This is a genomic window from Streptomyces alboflavus, assembly GCF_000716675.1.
Taxonomy (GTDB): domain Bacteria; phylum Actinomycetota; class Actinomycetes; order Streptomycetales; family Streptomycetaceae; genus Streptomyces; species Streptomyces alboflavus.
This window is the reverse complement of the sequence record NZ_JNXT01000012.1, coordinates 36,846-54,653: the sequence shown is the minus strand read 5'-3', so window position 1 is coordinate 54,653 and position 17,808 is coordinate 36,846. Positions and strand designations below refer to the sequence as shown.

The 17,808-nt window shown below is 73.7% G+C and carries 14 protein-coding genes; 9 read left to right on the top strand and 5 right to left on the bottom strand.

The features are described 5' to 3' along the window. The first annotated feature begins 40 nt into the window (after positions 1–40). Both qcrB and OO63_RS11550 read left to right on the top strand, forming a co-directional pair. A complete protein-coding gene (qcrB, locus tag OO63_RS11555; RefSeq protein WP_030360217.1) occupies positions 41–1,684 on the top strand; it encodes a cytochrome bc1 complex cytochrome b subunit in 1,644 nt (547 codons plus the stop codon). 85 nt (positions 1,685–1,769) lie between these two features. After that, the gene (locus OO63_RS11550; protein WP_157853986.1) at positions 1,770–4,025 is read left to right on the top strand and encodes a tetratricopeptide repeat protein; all 2,256 of its coding nucleotides are present in this window, start codon (positions 1,770–1,772) and stop codon (positions 4,023–4,025) included. Between the two features lie 3 nt (positions 4,026–4,028). Here the strand turns inward: OO63_RS11550 and OO63_RS11545 are convergent, their stop codons facing one another. The 4 genes from OO63_RS11545 to OO63_RS11530 all read right to left on the bottom strand — a co-directional run bounded on the left by OO63_RS11545 (position 4,029) and on the right by OO63_RS11530 (position 9,995). After that, positions 4,029–5,855, bottom strand: a complete 1,827-nt coding sequence (locus OO63_RS11545) for a hypothetical protein (RefSeq protein ID WP_051810760.1) — start codon at positions 5,853–5,855, stop codon at positions 4,029–4,031. A 103-nt stretch (positions 5,856–5,958) separates the two neighbouring features. Beyond that, the gene (locus OO63_RS11540; protein WP_030360214.1) at positions 5,959–8,175 is read right to left on the bottom strand and encodes a terpene synthase family protein; all 2,217 of its coding nucleotides are present in this window, start codon (positions 8,173–8,175) and stop codon (positions 5,959–5,961) included. Between the two features lie 125 nt (positions 8,176–8,300). Continuing rightward, entirely contained in the window at positions 8,301–8,852 is a 552-nt protein-coding gene (locus tag OO63_RS47570; protein WP_063750394.1) for a MerR family transcriptional regulator, read from the bottom strand. Between the two features lie 57 nt (positions 8,853–8,909). Beyond that, a complete protein-coding gene (locus OO63_RS11530) occupies positions 8,910–9,995 on the bottom strand; it encodes an MDR family NADP-dependent oxidoreductase (protein ID WP_078619080.1) in 1,086 nt (361 codons plus the stop codon). A 475-nt stretch (positions 9,996–10,470) separates the two neighbouring features. Here OO63_RS11530 and OO63_RS11525 point away from each other — a divergent pair, with 475 nt between their 5' ends. From OO63_RS11525 to OO63_RS11495, 7 genes are all read left to right on the top strand, one after another. Further along, positions 10,471–11,676, top strand: coding sequence for an MFS transporter (locus OO63_RS11525; RefSeq protein WP_051810759.1), 1,206 nt, complete (start codon positions 10,471–10,473; stop codon positions 11,674–11,676). Between the two features lie 100 nt (positions 11,677–11,776). Further along, entirely contained in the window at positions 11,777–12,634 is an 858-nt protein-coding gene (locus OO63_RS11520; RefSeq protein ID WP_030360210.1) for a TetR/AcrR family transcriptional regulator, read from the top strand. Between the two features lie 118 nt (positions 12,635–12,752). Further along, positions 12,753–13,655, top strand: coding sequence for a beta-keto acid cleavage family enzyme (locus tag OO63_RS11515; RefSeq protein ID WP_030360209.1), 903 nt, complete (start codon positions 12,753–12,755; stop codon positions 13,653–13,655). A gap of 71 nt (positions 13,656–13,726) precedes the next feature. Further along, positions 13,727–14,710 (top strand): 3-hydroxyacyl-CoA dehydrogenase NAD-binding domain-containing protein, encoded by a 984-nt coding sequence (locus OO63_RS11510; protein WP_030360208.1) that lies wholly within the window; start codon positions 13,727–13,729, stop codon positions 14,708–14,710. Continuing rightward, entirely contained in the window at positions 14,707–15,210 is a 504-nt protein-coding gene (locus OO63_RS11505; RefSeq protein WP_030360207.1) for a thioesterase family protein, read from the top strand. The genes OO63_RS11510 and OO63_RS11505 overlap by 4 nt, the downstream gene beginning before the upstream one ends. A gap of 152 nt (positions 15,211–15,362) precedes the next feature. Beyond that, positions 15,363–16,703 carry a 6-phospho-beta-glucosidase gene (locus tag OO63_RS11500; protein WP_030360206.1) on the top strand — a complete coding sequence of 447 codons (1,341 nt, stop codon included), beginning with the start codon at positions 15,363–15,365 and terminating at the stop codon, positions 16,701–16,703. Positions 16,704–16,726: 23 nt separating this feature from the next. Continuing rightward, the gene (locus OO63_RS11495; RefSeq protein WP_234311281.1) at positions 16,727–17,176 is read left to right on the top strand and encodes a (2Fe-2S) ferredoxin domain-containing protein; all 450 of its coding nucleotides are present in this window, start codon (positions 16,727–16,729) and stop codon (positions 17,174–17,176) included. Here OO63_RS11495 and OO63_RS11490 read toward each other — a convergent pair. Continuing rightward, on the bottom strand, positions 17,173–17,676 hold the full coding sequence (locus OO63_RS11490) for an FBP domain-containing protein (protein WP_030360204.1): 504 nt from the start codon (positions 17,674–17,676) through the stop codon (positions 17,173–17,175). The two genes, OO63_RS11495 and OO63_RS11490, sit on opposite strands and share 4 nt — an antisense overlap. Positions 17,677–17,808 lie beyond the last annotated feature (132 nt).

The window sequence follows — 17,808 nt, the reverse complement described above, 5'->3', positions numbered from 1 at the left end:
TGGCGCACCTACCCTGGTAGCCGCCCGAGGGGGGAGCCGCATGAGCGAACGCGCCCGCAACACCGGCCCCGGCACACGCGACCCCGGTCCCGGCAAGGGTGAACGCGTCGCCGACTGGGCGGACGGCCGCCTCGGCGTGCACACCCTCGCCAAGACCCAGATGCGCAAGGTGTTCCCGGACCACTGGTCCTTCATGTTCGGCGAGATCTGCCTCTACAGCTTCCTGATCCTCATCCTCACCGGCGTCTGGCTCACCCTGTTCTTCGAGCCGAGCGGCCTGGAGGTCGAGTACAACGGCAGTTACGAACCGCTCAAGGGCGTCGTGATGACGCGCGCCTACGAGTCGACCGTCGACATCAGCATGGAGGTGCGCGGCGGTCTGCTGATCCGGCAGATCCACCACTGGGCGGCGCTCGTGTTCGTCGCCGGGATGCTCGTGCACATGATGCGGGTGTTCTTCACCGGCGCGTTCCGCAAGCCGCGCGAGCTCAACTGGGTGTTCGGCTGGACCCTGTTGATGCTCGGCCTCATCACCGGACTCACCGGCTACTCGCTCCCCGACGACCTGCTGTCCGGCACCGGCATCCGCTTCGCGCAGGGCGCCATCCTGTCGATCCCGGTCATCGGCACGTACCTCTCCTTCTTCCTCTTCGGAGGGGAGTTCCCGGGCCACGACATCATCCCGAGACTCTTCGCCGTGCACGTCCTGCTGCTGCCGGGCATCATGCTGGGCCTGGTCGTGGCCCATCTGATCCTGGTCTTCTACCACAAGCACACGCAGTTCGCCGGTCCCGGACGGACCGAGAAGAACGTGGTCGGCGCGCCCTTCCTGCCCATCTACATCGCCAAGGCGGGCGGCTTCTTCTTCCTCGTCTTCGGCGTCCTCGCCATGATGGGCGCCGTCGCCACCATCAACCCCGTGTGGGCGCTCGGGCCCTACCGCCCCGACCTCGTCGGCACCGGCGCACAACCCGACTGGTACCTCGGTTTCTCCGAGGGCCTGATCCGGGTGATGCCCAGCTGGGAGATCAACGCCTGGGGCCACACCCTGCAGCTGGGGGTCTTCATCCCCTTCGCGCTGTTCCCGCTGATCATGGCGGCGATCGGGGCGTATCCGTTCATCGAGTCCTGGGTCACCAAGGACAGACGCGAGCACCACATCGCCGACCGGCCGCGTAACGCGCCCGTCCGCACGGGCCTCGGCGTGGCCTGGCTGACGCTGTACGGCGTCCTGATGGTCGGCGGCGGCAACGACCTGTGGGCCACGCACTTCCACCTCTCCATCAACGCCATCACCTGGTTCGTGCGCGTCGCCTTCTTCGTCGCCCCGCCGCTCGCCTTCGTCGTCACCCACCGGATCTGTCTGGGGCTGCAGCGCCGCGACCGCGACAAGGTCCTGCACGGGCGCGAGAGCGGCATCATCAAACGCCTCCCGCACGGCGAGTACGTCGAGGTCCACGAACCCCTCAGCCAGGCCGAGCGCTACCGGCTCACCGCCCACGAACAGCCCCAGCCCCACGAGGTGGGCCCGCTGGTCGACGCAAACGGCGTGGCCCGCAAGGTGCCCCGCTCGGAGCGGTTGCGGGCGCGCCTCTCCCGCGCGATGTACGGCCCCGGCGCGCAGGTGCCGAAGGCCACGGCGGAGGAGTACCGGCGGATCCACAGCGGGGACGGGCACCACTGAGACGCATCGGGCCCCTGCTCGGCCCGGTGCGCGAGGTGGCGTTCCGTCAGGCGCGGCGCCCTGGAAGACTGCCCGGGTGGATTCGGTGGCCAACAACATCTCGGGCGGGACCTTCCGCGACGTCATCCAGGCGGGTCACGTCACCGTGCGGCAGTGCGTGAGCGGTGAAGTGCGGGCCCCGCGCGTGCCGTTCATGGCACCCGCCGCGCCCGGACGGCTCGTCGACCGCCTTCCGGTGCGCGCCGCCCTCGACCGCGCCGCCGACGCCCGGCCCGTGCGCGCCGCCGCCGAGGTCGCCGTGGTGACGGGGCCGCCGGGCATCGGCAAGAGCGGCGCCGTCCTGCACTGGTCGGCGCGGCGCCGCAGGGACTTCCCCGGCGGCGTCCTCTACGCCGACATGAGCCCGCGCGGCGCCCTGGAACCGGCCGACACCCGCTCCGTCCTGGAGTCGTTCGTCGCCGCGCTCGGCACCCCGCGCGCCGAGATGCCCGCCGACCCGGCGCCGCTCGCCGCGTACTACCGCCACCTCACCGCGCACGAACCCTGCCTGGTGATCCTCGACGACGTCGTGACGGCCGGTCAGGTCCCGCCGCTGCTCCCCGGGCACCCGAAGAGCATGGTCGTGATCACCAGCCGTCTGCTCCTGAACGGCCTGCGCCCTGTCCTGCCGGGCTCCGAACCCGTGTACGTCCGCCTCGCCGGGCTCGACGACGAGTCCTGCCGGGAACTGTTCCTCGACACGGCGGGCCGTGAGACGGCCGCCGAACTCACGGACCGGGGGCAGGAGTTACTCCGGACCGTCATCCCCGCCTTCGCGGGCCTGCCCGCCGCCGCCCGGCTCGCCGGGGCGCGCGCCGCGGACCCGCTGGAGGGCGGTGTCGAGGAGTTCGTCCGCAGGCTCCTGGCCCTGCCCACCTTCCAGGAGGCGCTGACCGTGCCCGACGACCCGCACACGTACTCCCTGCGGTCCGTCTTCGAGGACTCCTACGCCGCGCTCGAACCCGCGACGGCCGCCGTGTTCCGCGGGCTCGGCCTGAACCCGACGCCCGAGTTCGCCGATGCACTCGTCGACGCGTTGGCGGGCGGCCCCGAAGCGGGCGCGCGGGCGCGGCGCACGCTTCTCAACGGCAACCTCCTCGAACGGCCCGCGCCCGGCCGCTGCCGCATGAACGGCCTCCTCCACGAGTACGCGGCCGCCCTCGCCCGCGCGGACGCCGACGAGGGCGCGGCGACGGCGGCCACCATCACCGGCTGGTACCTGCGGCGGGCCGCGGCGGCCGAGCAGCTGGTGTCCGGCCGCTGGCGCCGCGCCGCGATCTTCCGTGACCCCACCGTCCTGGACGGCGTGTTCGGCAGCGAGACCGAGGCCCTGGACGCCCTCGAACCCGACCGCGAGAACGCCGCCGCCCTCACCGGCCTGGAGTTCACGCGCGGCCATGACCTCCTCGTGTGCGACCTGGCGGAGGCGCTGCGAGGCTTCTTCTTCCGGCGGAAGCACCACACGTTGTGGGTGGAGGTGGCCGAGCGGGGGGTGCGGGCGGCCGAGCGGATGGTGGAGGCTCGGGCTGCGGATGCGGCGGATGCGGGGCCGGGCCCGGCCGCCGTGGGTGCAGAAGCCGCCGGGGGCGCCGAAGACGCCGGTGCCGCCGGGGTTGCCGAAGCGCCCGACGACGCCTCCCTCGTCCTGGCCCGCTGCCACTACGAGCTGGCGTTCGCCCTCTTCGACCAGGGTGGCGCGCACAGCGTGGAGCGGGCCGGGCACCACTACGGGCTCGCCCTGAGCCAGGCCCGCGCGGCCGGGCACGCCCGCACCGAGTCCTCCGCGCTCGAAGGCCTCGGCCAGGTCGCGGTGGAGCAGGACCGCCCGCAGGACGCCCTCGACTGCTTCCGGCAGGCGCTGCGCGCGCTCGGAGACCTGGCGCACCCGCGCGGCCGGGCGTTGCTCCAGTACCACATGGGGCGCGCGGCGAGCGCCGCACGCCTCCACGAGGAGGCCGCCGAGGCCCTGCTCGGCGCACGCCGCCTCTTCGCCGAGCTGCCCGTGCCCGACCGCTACAACGAGGCCCGCGCGCTGACCCGTTACGCCCAGGCCCGCCTGGCCGCCGACCGCGCCGACGAGGCCGTCGCCCCGCTGGACGAGGCGATCACCCTCCTCCGCGAACGCGGCGCCCCCAAGGAGGAGGCCGACGCCCGCCTCGCCCGGGGCGACGCGTGTGCGGCGCGCGGCGACGAGGCGCGGGCGCGGGAGGACTGGCGTGCGGCGCTCGACACGTACCGGACGTTGGGGAGCGTGGCGGCGGCGGGGGCGCGGGAGCGACTGGGCGAGGGCGGCGACTCGTGAGCGTCAACTGGCGCTGTGCGGAGCGGGGTTCGTGCCGAGGCGCCACACGCGCAGACGCGCCGGTACGCCGTCCGGCGTGAGCCGCACCAGCACCTCGCCCGCCAGGCTCTCCCCGTGCTGGAGCAGCCAGGCGTACACCGCCGAAGCGGTGAGAGATGTCGTGGCCCAGGCGGGCAGAGACTCCCAACACCCGTGAAAGGAAGCGCCGTTGCGGGCGCGCAGCAAGTACCGGCCGTCCTCTTGCTCCACGGCGACCAGCGCACAGCCCGGGTGGGCCGCCAACAACTCATCGGTGAGCGTGGTGAGACGGGGCCCGGACGCGGGTGTGCGGGCCGTGACCACGTCCGCTGCCTGCGCCCAACGGGCGTCGGGTTCGCCCGCGGTGACGGAGAGGTGGGCGTCGGTGGGCGGCGGGTGCGGGGTGGCGGCGGCGCGGGCGTGGGCGGGGTGGCGCCGGATCAGGAGCTCGGTCGGCCCGGCGGGCTCCAGGGGCGGGTGTGGGCCCGTGGTCGCGTCGTCGCCGTCGCCGGACGTCACCACGGCCTCGACGAACAGCGGCCGTTCCACGGGTGGGCGGGGTGCCGACGGCAGGTCGCGCGGTACGTCGACGGGGCGCGGCGCGAGCGGGGCCGCGGGCTCGTCCAGGTCGAGCATGCGGTAGCAGAGGCGGCGCAGGCGGGCCGGGGCCTCGCCCGGGTGGGAGGTGATCTGCGAGGTGACGGCGGCGAGCCGGAGGTCCGTCGGCTGATCGCGGGCGGCGCGCTCCAGCTGGGCGGCGAGGGGCAGCGCGGGCGAGACGCGGGGCAGCGCCTCACCGAGGGCCGCCATGGGGGAGCCCGCGGCCACGCTGTCCTCGTCGAACGCGCCGAGCAGTCCGGGCAGGCCGAGCCCCGCCGCGTACAGCGTCACCGAGCCGTGGTCGCCGACGAACGCGTCCGCCGCGCACAGCGCCGCCTGCCAGGTGCCGTCCGTGGGCGGCGGGAGCAGCAGCCCGGCGTCCAGGTGGGGTCGCAGCCACGAGCGGAGCTGCCAACCCCCGTGCCCGTACCAGGCGTTGGGGTGGACGGCGGCGAGGACGCGGAAGGAGTCGTGGGGGAGTTCCGCGAGCGCGCGGAGCACCAGGTCGCCCGCGGCGCCGAGGAGGGAGCCGCGGCCCCAGGTCGAGCTGAGGACGAGCAGGTGCTGGTCGGGGCGGACGCCGAGCGCGGCGCGGTACTCGGCGCGGAAGGGGAGGGAGGCGCGGAGGCGGTCCATGCAGGGGTCGCCGACGACGTGCGCCACCGGCAGGGCCTCGGGGCAGCCGACGCGCAGCCGGGCGAGCTGTTCCTCGTGGGAGAGGACGATCGCGGACGGTATCAACTCGCCGTCGTACACGAGCCATTCAGCCGTCAGGCCGAAGGCTCCCGGCTCCCGGCTCCCGGCTCCCGGCTCCCGGCTCCCGGCTCCCGGCTCCCGGCTGCTGAGTCTTTTATTGTATCCGGCTCCGTGCGGGGCGCCCAGGAGCGGTGCGGAGATGCTGTGCAGGGCTCCGCCGCGGCTCGTGCCGATCGCCAGGTCGAACTCCGTCTTCACCGCTTCGTCCCAGGGGAGGAAGGGGAGTTCGCGGGCGGCGGCGAACTCCGCGACGCCGTCCGCGAACGGGGAGGAGCCGGTGCAGGTGAACAGGGTCTGCACCCGCCGGTCGCCGTCGAAGACGGTGAGCAGGTCGAGCAGCCGGGTCGCCGAGGTCACGTTGTGGATGACGCCGAGCACGGTGCGTTCGGGGGCGACGGTGAGCCAGCGGGCGGGGGCTCCGGGGGTGGCCGGGTGGACGTGGTTCGGCTCCCGCACGGCGCGCGCCCTCCCCATGTTCCCGGGGCCGGACCGCGCCGGCCCCGGGCCGACCCCGGTGATCGGCCCGACCGCCGACCTTACCCGCCCCCGCCCGCACGGCTCAGGGCGCCGCCAGCTCCCGCAGCCAGCCGGGCCGCACCACCTCCATGCCGAGCCCCGACGGCTCGGGCAGCGGCCCGTGCGAGAGGTCCTCCTGCCGGTAGCGGCGGCAGTCGCGGTGCCAGACGAAGATCCCGGCCATCCAGTTCTTCAGCTCCTCCACATAGCCGTCGAGGATGTCCCGCACCTCCCGGTCCAGGCCGAACTCGTCGTACATGACGGGCAGTTCATGCGCGACGACGTGCTGGAACTGGCTCATGCGGGACCGCATGAGGTCGTCGACGATGCCGAGCGCCGCCGGGTAGTCGCAGTCGAAGAAGTTCTGCACGACGAGGATGGCGTTGTGCACCTCGCCCTCGTACTCGATCTCCTTCTGGTACGAGAAGACGTCGTTCATGAGCATCGAGTAGTCGGCGGCGGCGTTCTCCAGGTTCTGGATCGGGGCGCTCGCGTAGATCTCCGGGGGCACCCGCTTGCCGTGCCCGAAGCGGCTCAGGCTCATCGTGAAGTGCGCGCCGAAGGTGTGGCGGCGCATCTCCATGTAGTCGACCGGCTCCGGGATGCGGTTCTGGGCCTGGTTGGCCAGCTCCCACAGCCAGCTGTCCGTCATGTCCACCAGGGTGCGGTGGAGCAGGGCGCGGCCCCCGGCGTCCATCGGACCGGCCGTGCGCGCCCACAGGTCGGCGAGGCCCCGCTCCAGGGCGTTGGCGGGCGGGGGCGTCGGCGAGCAGTCCAGCGGCATGAAGAGCAGCAGGCGGTCGTTGCAGACCTTCGCGCCGAGCAGGTCCCGGGGCCTGCCGAACACCACCGGGTAGTAGTCGTCCCCGTACGTCCCCCAGGTCAGCCAGCACGAGCCGATGTCCAGCTGCTCCGGTGTGGCGTCCGGGTGCAGGCCCGCGGCGCACAGCGGGAAGTCGTACCCGGCGAGCTTGCGGGCGTCCCAGATGTGCGAGGCGGGCACGCCCGGCTGGGGTTCGAGCATGCCCATGCGGGCCGCCCAGTCGACGACCTCGCGCCGCGAGGCGTCGAGGTGGGGGCTGAGGGTGGTCGTGTACGGCAGGTCGAAGTCGGGGATCACGGACGGGCCGACGCGCTGGTACGGGACGTGGGTGAAGCGGCGCGCGCGCTGGGCGCCGGTCGCGGCCATGAGGGCCTTGATGCCGGCTGCGGACGTCCCGACGCCGGTGGGGCCCGCGAGGGGTGACGGGCGGTCGACGGCGCCCTCGTTCATGTACCGGCTGGAGCGCATGTGCCACTCGTGGCCGCCGGACTGCCAGTCCTGGAGCCCCTTGACGTACGCGAGGACGTCCGCGCTCTGCCGCGGCGTCAGCGCCTTCTCGGCGCACAGCGGGGCGAGTTCGGTGAACGTCGTCTCCTCGAACTGCTGCATCCGGGCCGTGAGCAGGTCGTTCACGGCGTCCGCGGCCTCCTGCGTGGAGCAGCCGAGGAAGGTCTCCAGGACCAGGACGCCGTTGCTCAGCTCGCCCTCCTCCTCGACCTCACGCTGGTAGGAGAACAGGTCGTTGCGCAGGTGCACGGCGTCGGAGAACGTGTCCCTGAGGACCCGCAGCGGCCGGGACGCGGCGACCGCCGCCGGGACCTCCGCGCCCGTCGCGTACTCCACGAGCCCCGCCGACCAGGGCGCGCCGCCGACCTTCCGGCGCATCTCGATGTACTCGACGGGGTTCGCGACGCGGTGCGCGTTGATGTTGGACAGCTCCCACAGCGACTCGTTGAGGAGGTTGCGGGTGCTCTCCGCGAACCGGGCCCGCCACTGGAGGGACATGCTGGGCACCGTGCGCGTCCACAGGTCGGCGAGGCCCGCCTCCACCGGGTTGGTGGGCTCGGGCATCGGCGTCGCGAGGTCCATCGGCATGAACGCGGGCAGCCGGTCGAGGTAGGCCTTGCCGCCCACCCGGTCCTGGGTGCGCTTGAACAGCTCCAGGAAGTGGTCGTCGAAGAAGAACACCCACACGTACCAGTCGGTGACCAGGGACAGGGCCGCGCTGTCGCAGTCCGGGTGGGTGTACGCGCACAGCAGCGCGTAGTCGTGCGCCTCCAGGTCGGCCGTGTCCCAGACCCCGGAGCCCTCCAGCATCCCCATGTCCCGCGCCCACTCCCGGGTGTGCGCACGCGCCTGTTCCGTATGGGGGTTGAGGCGCGCCGGATGCACCATGTAGAAGCTCGGCAGTTCGAAGGGGCGTGACGGCTGCGGCATGCGGGGCTCTCTCCTCGCGGACGGCGTACGGGCAGCCGAGCACTACCCGGGCCGCGCCGTCGGATGCCGGGCGCCGCCCCCGGTCACACCATCGCGTGATACGCCGGGCCGAAATCGCCCCCGGGTCAAACACCCGTGCGGGGGCGGGTGTTGCGGGAGTGGCATCGTGCCGGGGGTCTCGACGGGGCGTCCGGCCGCGCTGGGGCAGGCTTCTCCGGCCGTGCAGGGGTCGACATCTTCGGTGGTGCCGTGTGCTCCTCGTCGGTCCGTGTGCCGCGTGCGTCCCCGGGCGCGAGAGCCGCCGCGCGGATCGCCGTCAACCGGCGCGCGAGCCGCTGCCGCAGCCCGGTGAGCCGCGCGATCTCCGCGTCGAGCTGGTCGATGCGCTGCTCGGCGACGCCAGGGCTGAGCCCGCACCGGCCGCGGGACGCCTCGCCGGGCAGCGGCAGGCCGTCGTCGCCCAGGAGGCCGAGGCCCGCGGCGCAGGCGCGGATGTCCTCGACCGTCAGGCCGAGCGCGAGCAGCTGCCGGACGACGCGGACGCGTGCCACGTCACCCGGCTCGTACTCGCGCTGCCCGGTCGGGCTGCGGCGCGGCGACAGCAGCCCGCGCTCCTCGTAGAAACGCAGCGCGCGGGGTGTCGTCCCCGCGGCGGCGGCCGCGTCACCGATCCGCATCCGTGATCCCCTCCAGGTCCTCGGGAGCCCGCAGGCCAGGTTCTCCAGGGCTCGGCCCTAGAGCTCCACGACCACCGTCCCGAGGTGCCGCCCCCGCATCACCTCCTCCAACGCGCGCGGCGCCGCGTCCATGCCCGCCACCCGCTCGTACGGCAGGACGATCTCGCCGGAGCGCAGCAGGGCCCCGAACCGCTCCTCCCACTCCACGTGCGCGCGCGGGTCCTCGGTGGCCCTGGTGCCGCGCAGCGTGACCCCCTTGACGATCAGGGCGAACGTGTCGATCTCCACCGGCGCCGCGGTGCCCCGGAGTTCCGAGTCGAGCTGGCCCGACAGCGCGCCCACCAGGGCGAACCGCGCCCCGGGGCGGGCGGCGTCCAGGGCCGCGCGCAACTCGGCGCCGCCGACGGTGTCGAAGACCACGTCGAGCCCGTCGGGCGCGGCCTTCGCGAGCTGCTCGGCCAGGGGTTCCGCGCCGCGTACGACCACGGCGTCGTAGCCGAGTCCGGCCGTCATCCGCCCGGCCTTCCAGGCGGAGCCGGTGCTGCCGATGACGCGCCCCGCGCCGAGGTGCCGTGCGAGCTGCCCGGCCAGGGAGCCGAGGGAGCCCGCGCCGCCGGTGACGAACACCGTGTCGCCGGTGCGCACTTCGGCGATGCCGGTCAGGGCGTGGTACGCCGTCCAGCCGGGCACGAGAGGGGCGACCGGGTCGGGGAGCGCGTCGCCGAGCGCCCGGCAGGTGGCGGCGGGCACGGCCGCGTACTCCCGCCAGCCCTGCCAGTGCGACACCGTCTCGCCGACGCGCGGACCGCCGTCGCCGTTGTCGCTGCCCGCCGCGACAACCTCGCCGACGGCCGTGCCGAACAGCGTGTCGCCGACCTTCAGCGCCGGGAACGGGGAGCCCTCGACCCCGCCGCCGATCAGCGTCCGCAGGGCCGCGAAGACGTGGAAGCAGCGGTTGCGCACGAGGACTTCGCCCGGCCCCGGGACGGGTACGGGCACCTCGACGACGGCGAAGTCACCCGCCCTCGGCAGCCCGTCGGGGGCGGCGGCGAGCCTGACCTCTCGGGAGACGCGGGGGAGGGTGGGGGTGCGAGGGGTGTCGGTGGTCTCGGGGGAGTGAGGGGAGTCAGGGGTGGGCGTCATGGTGGCTCCTCGGTGGTGGGGTGGAGAGGGCCGCGAAGCTAATCCCTGACGCGCGGGGAAGGGGCAAGCCGCGCAGGTGGGCGGGGGTGCGGCCGGGCCGGGGCCAGGGGGAGAAATGCCTTGTGCGCGGGGGCCGCAGCGGCGAAGGTGATCCCTCGTGACCGAACGCACCACGCCCACGCCGGGGCCGATACCGGCCGCTTCAGCGCCCCGCTCCCCGGAGGCCGCTGCTCCGGAAGCCTTGGCCCGCGCCGGATCGGCACCTCCGGCTTCGGAGACATCCGCTTCGGGAACTCCCGCTCTGGAAGTCGCCGCTTCGGGAACTCCCGCTTCGGGAACTTCCGCTCTGGAAGTCGCCGCTTCGGAAGCCCCCGCTCGGGAAACTCCCGCGCTCGAAGCCGCGGCTCCGAAAGCCTCCGCTCAGCGAACTCCCGCCCCAGAAGCCCCCGCCCCCCGCGACTCCCTCAGCCGCGGCATGGTGCTCCTCCTGGCCGTGGCCTGTGGCGTCGCCGTCGGCAACATCTACTTCCCGCAGGCCGTCAGCCCGCTGGTCGCCTCCGGGCTCGACGTGTCCGGTGACACGGCGGCCCTCGTGGTGACCGCGGCCCAGTTCGGCTACGCCCTCGGCATCTTCTTCCTGGTGCCGCTCGGCGACCGCGTCCCGCACCGCACGCTCATCGCCACCCTGTTCGCCCTCAGCGGCGCCGGGCTGCTCGCCGCGAGTGCCGCGCCCGCGCTGCCGCCGCTGCTCGGCGCGAGCGTGCTCGTCGGCGTCACGACGGTCGTGGCCCCCGTCGTGGCGCCCATGGCGGCGGGACTCGTCCCCGCCGAGCGCCGGGGCGCCGTCACCGGCACCCTCCTGAGCGGATCCATCGGCGGCATGCTGCTCTCGCGGGCGTTCGGCGGCGCGCTCGGCGAGTGGCTCGGCTGGCGGGCGCCCTACCTCGTGACGGCCGTGGTGGCGCTCCTGATCGGGGCCGTCCTCGCCCGCAGTCTGCCCCGCACCGTGCCGACGTCGAGCCAGCGCTATCCGGCCCTGCTCGCCGAGTCGCTGCGGCTGCTGCGCACCGAGCCCCTGCTCAGGCTCTCGTGCTTCTACCAGGCGACGGCCTTCGCGGCGTTCCAGGCGCTGTGGACGGGGGTCGCCCTCTTCCTGACGAGCGGGACGTACGGCCTCGGCGCGTCGGCGGTCGGCGCGCTGGCCCTGGTGAACGCGGGCACGATGCTGGCGACGCCGTTCGCGGGCCGCCAGATCGACCGGCGCGGCCCGGACGCGGTGAACGCCGTCTGCCTGGTCGCGGTCGTCGCGTCGGCGGGCGTCCTCGCCCTCGGCGGGCTCGGCGGCGTGGCCGGGCTCGTGGGCCTGGCCCTCGGCACGCTGCTCCTGGACGTGGCCATGCAGTCCGGGATGGTCGCCAACCAGGTGCGGATCTTCGCCCTCAGCGGCGAGGCCCGCAGCCGCCTCAACACGGCCTACATGACGTGCGCCTTCATCGGCGGCGCCGCGGGTTCGTCGCTCGGTGCCCTCGCGTACGCGACGCTGGGCTGGGCGGGTGTGTGCGGGTGGGTGGCGGTGCTCGGGGTGGTGTCGGCGCCGGTGGCGGTGCGGCGGGGGTGGGTGCGGACGGGGCCCAGGGGCGGCACGGGGCGCCCGGGGCACCAGGGGCATTGCGCTGACTGATGCATCAGTCAGCATCGCAATGGCGTAAAGCAGCGAGTGCAGCAGGAGAATCATGAAGCTCGCGTTGTGCTGATCTCAATGCGCGGGTACGGTGGCCGGCATGGAGCAAGGCCCCGACGTCCCCACCCGTGTCCGTGAGGTCATCGCCGCGGCGGGCGTGACCCAGCGCGAGTTCGCGCGGCGGATCGTCATGGACCCGTCGAAGCTGTCGCGCTCCCTGAGCGGCACCCGGCGCTTCACCGCGGCGGAGCTGGCCCGGATCGCGGACATCGCCGACGTCGACGCGGCCTGGCTGCTCGGCACCCGCGGCGGCGCGGGCCCGGCCGCGGCCCGCCCCGCCGTCCCGCGCGGACGGCGGGCCGCGACGCCCCCCGAAGGGCGGCCGTTGCAGATCATCCGCGAGACTGTCCGCCTCATCGCCGACCACGGCTTCCACGCCGTCCGCGTCCAGGACATCGCCAAGGCCTGCGAGACCAGCACCGCCGCCATCCACTACCACTTCCCCGGCCGCGACGACCTCTTGGAGGCGGCCGCGCGCTGGTGCATGGACGAGGACACCGCCCGCAGGGCCGCCCGGATCGCCGACGCGGCCGACGCCGCCGACGAACTGCGCCAGCTCATCGAGCTCCAGACCCCCCGCACCGCCCAGCAGCGCGACCAGTGGAGCGTCTGGCTCGACCTGTGGGCCGAGGCGGCCCGCTCCACCGCCGTCGGCCGCCTGCACACCGAGTACTACCGGCAGTGGCGCGCCACCGTCGCCGACGTCGTCCGGCGCGGCGTCGCCCAGGGCGCGTTCAGGACCGTCGACCCCGAAGCGGCCGCCCTGCACCTGACCGCCCTCATCGACGGCCTCGCCGCCCAGGTCCTCGCCGGCACCCCGGAAGGACCCGGCACCCGCCCCGACGACATGCACGCGGCCCTGCTCGCCCACGTGGACGCCGCGCTCGCCGCGCGCTGAGCCCCGGCCGCGTACCCCCGGCGCCTTCGGTACGCGGCCCCGTACGCACTCCGCACCACCACAACCCCCAGCACCCGAAGCATCACCACAACCCCCAGCACCCGAAAGGGAGTCCGCCATGCCCGTGAACGACCACGTCATCATCACCTGCGCCCTCACCGGCGCGGGCGACACCGTCCGCAAGAGCCCGCACGTGCCCGTCACGCCCGAGCAGATAGCCCGCGACGCCGTGCGGGCCGCCGAGGCCGGCGCCGCCGTCGTGCACATCCACGTCCGCGACCCCGAGACCGGCGCGCCGTCCCGTGACCCCCGCCTCTACCGCGAGGTCGTCGAGCGCGTGAAGGAGACCGGCACCGACGTCGTCATCAACTTGACGGCGGGCATGGGCGGGGACCTGGTGGTCGACCCGGAGCAGCCCCTGAAGGGGCTCGGCGAGCTTCCCGGCACCGACCTCGTCGGCGGTCTCGACCGGCTTCCGCACGTCGAGGACCTGCTCCCCGACATCTGCACCCTCGACTGCGGCTCCCTCAACTTCGGCGACGGGTCCAACCTCTACGTCTCCACGCCCGACATGCTCCGGCAGGGCGCCAGGCGCATCCAGGAGCTGGGCGTGCGGCCCGAGCTGGAGATCTTCGACACGGGGCAGCTGTGGTTCGCCAAGCAGCTCCTGGCCGAGGGCCTGCTCGACGATCCGACCGTCTTCCAGCTCTGCATGGGCATCCCGTGGGGTGCCCCCGCCGATCCCGGAGTCCTTCAGTCGATGGTCAACATGCTGCCCGAGGGGGCGCAGTGGGCCAGCTTCGCGATCGGGCGCATGCAGATGCCGTGGGTCGCGCAGTCCATTCTGCTCGGCGGGCAGGTCCGGGTCGGCCTGGAGGACAACCTGTATCTGGGCAAGGGCAACAAGGTGACCAACGCGCAGCTGGTCGAGCGGGCCGTCCAGATCACCGAGAGTCTTGGCTCTCGGGTCGCCACGCCGGACGAGGCCCGCCTGAAGCTGGGCCTCAAGCCCCGCGTGTAGGCCGCCTCCCGCACCGCGGACGCCCGCGCCCCTTCGGGGGCACCCCCAGCAGCGAAAGGAACCCCTCCACCATGACCACGACCACCCCCGAAGACGTTCGCCGCGTCGCCTGTGTCGGGGCCGGTGTCATCGGCGGCGGCTGGGTCGCGCACTTCCTCGCGCGTGGCTACGACGTCACCGCCTGGGACCCCGCCCCGGACGCCGAGGCCCGGCTGCGCCGGCTCGTCGACGCCGCCTGGCCCGCGCTCACCCGGCTGGGCCTCGCCGAAGGCGCCTCGCAGGATCGGCTCACCGTCGCCGCGACCCTCGAAGAGGCCGTCGCCGACGCGCAGTTCGTGCAGGAGAGCGCCCCCGAGAAGCTGGAGCTCAAGCGCGACCTCCTGACGCGTCTCGACGCCGCCGCGCCGCCCGGCGTCGTCATCGCCTCGTCCACCTCGGGCTATCCGATGACCGACATGCAGACCGCGGCCGCCGACCCCGGCCGCCTCGTCGTCGGGCACCCCTTCAACCCGCCGTACCTGATCCCGCTCGTCGAGGTCGTCGGTGGCGAGCACACCACCGCGGAGGCCGTCGCCTGGGCGTCGCGCTTCTACGAGGTCGCAGGCAAGTCCGTCATCACCATGAAGAGCGAGGTGCCCGGCTTCATCGCCAACCGCCTCCAGGAAGCCCTGTGGCGCGAGGCGCTGCACATGGTCGCCAACGGCGAGGCCACCGTCCAGGAGATCGACGACTCCATCACCGAGGGCCCCGGCCTGCGCTGGGCGTTCATGGGCCCCATGCTCACCTTCGCGCTCGCGGGCGGCGAGGGCGGCATGGCCCATATGCTCGACCACTTCGGTCCTTCCCTGAAGTCCCCGTGGACGCGGCTCGAAGCACCCGAGCTCGACAAGGACCTGTACGACGCGGTGGTCGCCGGGTGCGACGAGGCCGCCGCCGGGCGCACCATCGCCGACCTCGTCGCCGAACGCGACCAGGGCGTCATCGACGTACTGCGCGCGACGGGGAGGCTGCCGCGCCAGGCCGCCGGCCACGCTGAACCGAAGGGAACCATGTGACCAGGGAGATCGCCCGGCGTCTCGCATTCCACCGGCAGGTCGTCCCGCCGGAGTGGATCGACTACAACGGCCATATGAGCGAGGGCTACTACTCGCTGGCCTTCGGGTTCGCCACCGACGCGATGATGGACGCCGCCGGCCTGGACGCCGCCTACCGCGAGGCCACCGGCTGCTCCCTCTACACCGTCGAGGCCCATCTTCGGTATCTGCGCGACGTCGCCGAGGGCGCGCACCTCGCCGTGCGCACCCGGGTCCTCGGCGTGCACGGCAAGAAGGCGCACTTCGCCCACGAGCTGTACGTCGTCGACGGTGCCGCGGTCGATCCGGCGCCGGACGCCGCGCCCGTCGCGACCACGGAACTGCTCGCGCTGCACGTCGACCAGAAGGCGGGCCGCGCGGTGTCGTTCCCGGACGCGGTCCGCGAGCGCCTCGCCGAGTTCGTGGAGGCGGCACCGGAGTGGGCGGGCCGGGCGATCGCGACTGTGGCCGCCACTGAGTAGAACGTTCGTTTCGGCGCTGGTTCAGTTCGGCGCCGGTCCGGGCCCCGGTTCGGTCACCTCGCGTTCCGCATGGCATCGTCCGAAGTGGTAGGTGTTCGGGGCGATGTTCAACGATTCTCCTTGACTGGGGCTGTGAGCGAGGTGGTTCAGACATGAGGCTGGCGATTCTGGGCGGCGGCGGATTCCGTGTGCCCCTCGTGTACCGGGCGCTGCTCGGCGACCGCGCCGAGGGCCGCGTCACCGAGGTCGTCCTGTACGACGTGGTGGGTGCCCGGGCCGCGGCGATCGCCCGCGTCCTCGCCGACCAGGCCGCCGGCGTGGCCGACGCGCCCGCCGTGATCGTCACCGCCGACCTCGACGAGGCGCTGCGCGGCGCCGACTTCGTGTTCTCCGCGATCCGCGTCGGCGGCCTGGAGGGACGCGCCGCCGACGAGCGGGTGGCCCTCGCCGAAGGGGTGCTCGGGCAGGAGACGGTCGGCGCGGGCGGCATCGCGTACGGGCTGCGGACGCTGCCCGTCGCCGTCGACATCGCCCGCCGGGTGCGACGGCTCGCGCCCGAGGCCTGGGTCATCAACTTCACCAACCCGGCGGGCCTGGTGACCGAGGCGATGGCCCGCCACATCGGCGACCGCGTCATCGGCATCTGCGACTCGCCGGTGGGCCTCGGCCGCCGGATCGCGGGACTGCTCGGCGCCGAGCCCCGCCGGGCACGGCTCGACTACGTGGGCCTGAACCACCTGGGCTGGCTGAGCGGCCTGGAGGTCGACGGGCAGGACCTGCTGCCGCGGCTGCTCGCCGACCGCGGCCTCCTGGAGTCCTTCGAGGAGGGCAAGCTCTTCGGCGCCGACTGGCTGCAGTCGCTCGGCGTGATCCCCAACGAGTACCTGCACTACTACTACTTCAACCGGGAGACCGTCCACGCCTACCGGTCGGCCGAGCGGACCCGCGGCGCGTTCCTGCGCGATCAGCAGGCCCGCTTCTACGAGGAGATGCGGAGCCCCGGGACGCCCGCGTTCAAGACCTGGGACGCCACCCGGGCCGAGCGGGAGGCCACGTACATGGCGCACAGCAGGGAGGCCGCGGGCGCCGGTGAACGCGCCCCCGAGGACATGGAGTCCGGCGGCTACGAACAGGTCGCCCTCGCCCTGATGCGGGCCATCGCCCGCGACGAACACGCGACGCTGATCCTCAACGTCCGCAACCGCACGACCCTGCCGGAGCTGGACTCCGACGCGGTCATCGAAGTGCCGTGCACGGTGGACGCGTCGGGTCCGCACCCGGCGGCCGTGTCACCGCTGCCGGGGCACGCCACGGGCCTGGTGTGCGCGGTCAAGGCGGTCGAGCGTGAGGTCCTCGCCGCGGCGGACAGCGGTTCGCGCGCCACGGCCGTCAAGGCGTTCGCGCTGCACCCGCTGGTCGACTCGGTGTCCGTGGCCCGCCGCCTGGTCGACGGCTACCGGCAGGCACACCCGGGCCTGGCCTATCTGACCTGAGCGCCCCCTGGCATGATCATGAAATGACCGTGCCCGAGCCCCGCACCGCCCCGGCCGTGCTCCTGCCCGATCCCCGCACCGCCCCCGCCACCGTGCCCCCGACGACCCCGCCCGCCCCGCGCCCCTGCACCCTCGTCGTCTGCCGTGGCTGCTGCTGCGGCGACCCGGTCAAGCACCCCGGCACCGACCACGTGGGCCAGTTGGCACGGCTGCGGGCGGCGGCGGACGCGTCCGGGGGCCGGTTCGCCGTGCGCACCAGCGACTGCCTCGGCCCCTGCGGCCAGGCCAACATCGTGGTCGTCCAGCCCTCCCGCACGGGCCGCGCGCACGGCGGCCGCCCGGCCTGGGTGGGCTTCGCCCTGGACGACGCGTCCCTCGACGACATCCTCACCTGGGCCGAGGCGGGCGGCCCCGGCCTCGCGGACCCGCCGGACGCCCTGACCCTGCAACTGGTCGACCCCCGGCAGGTCTAGGCGCGGGCGAGCACCTGGTCCAGGAAGCCGTTGAGGTTGCGGACCGTGCGGTCGTTCTGCTCCTCGGGCGTGAGGCTCTCGTCGAAGCGGCGGGCCAGGGCCGACGTCTTCTTGCCGCGCACGTAGAGGGAGCAGGCCAGGTCCGCGCAGACGTACAGACCGACCGAGTTGCCCTGGCGGCCCGCCTCGCCCGCGCGGGGCGCGACGAGCAGTGCGATGCCCGAACCGGCCTGCGGCGTCACGCACACCGAGCAGATGCTGGACTTCAGCATGGAGCGGCGGGCCCCCGTGGAGGCGCGCAGGGCGATGCCGACCAGTTCCTCGTCCCGCTCGGCGACGACATAGCCGCGGTCCGGTGCCTTGGGGTCGCGCCAGCCCAGGAAGTCCAGGTCGGACCAGGGCGTCTCGGCGAAGCCCGCGGGCAGGGTGAGACGCCGGGCCTCGCCCTTCGAGCAGTTCACGAACGACGCACGGATTTCTTTGTCACCAAGGGCACGCATGGTCCGGAAGGTATCAATCCGAACGAACGGCCGTCTTTTTCTTTTTCCCTGTCAGGTTTCCCTGCCGAGTTTCTCTGTCAGGTTTCCGGTCAGGGCCCTGCGGCTGTCCCGGCGCAGCCGGAACCCGGCGCC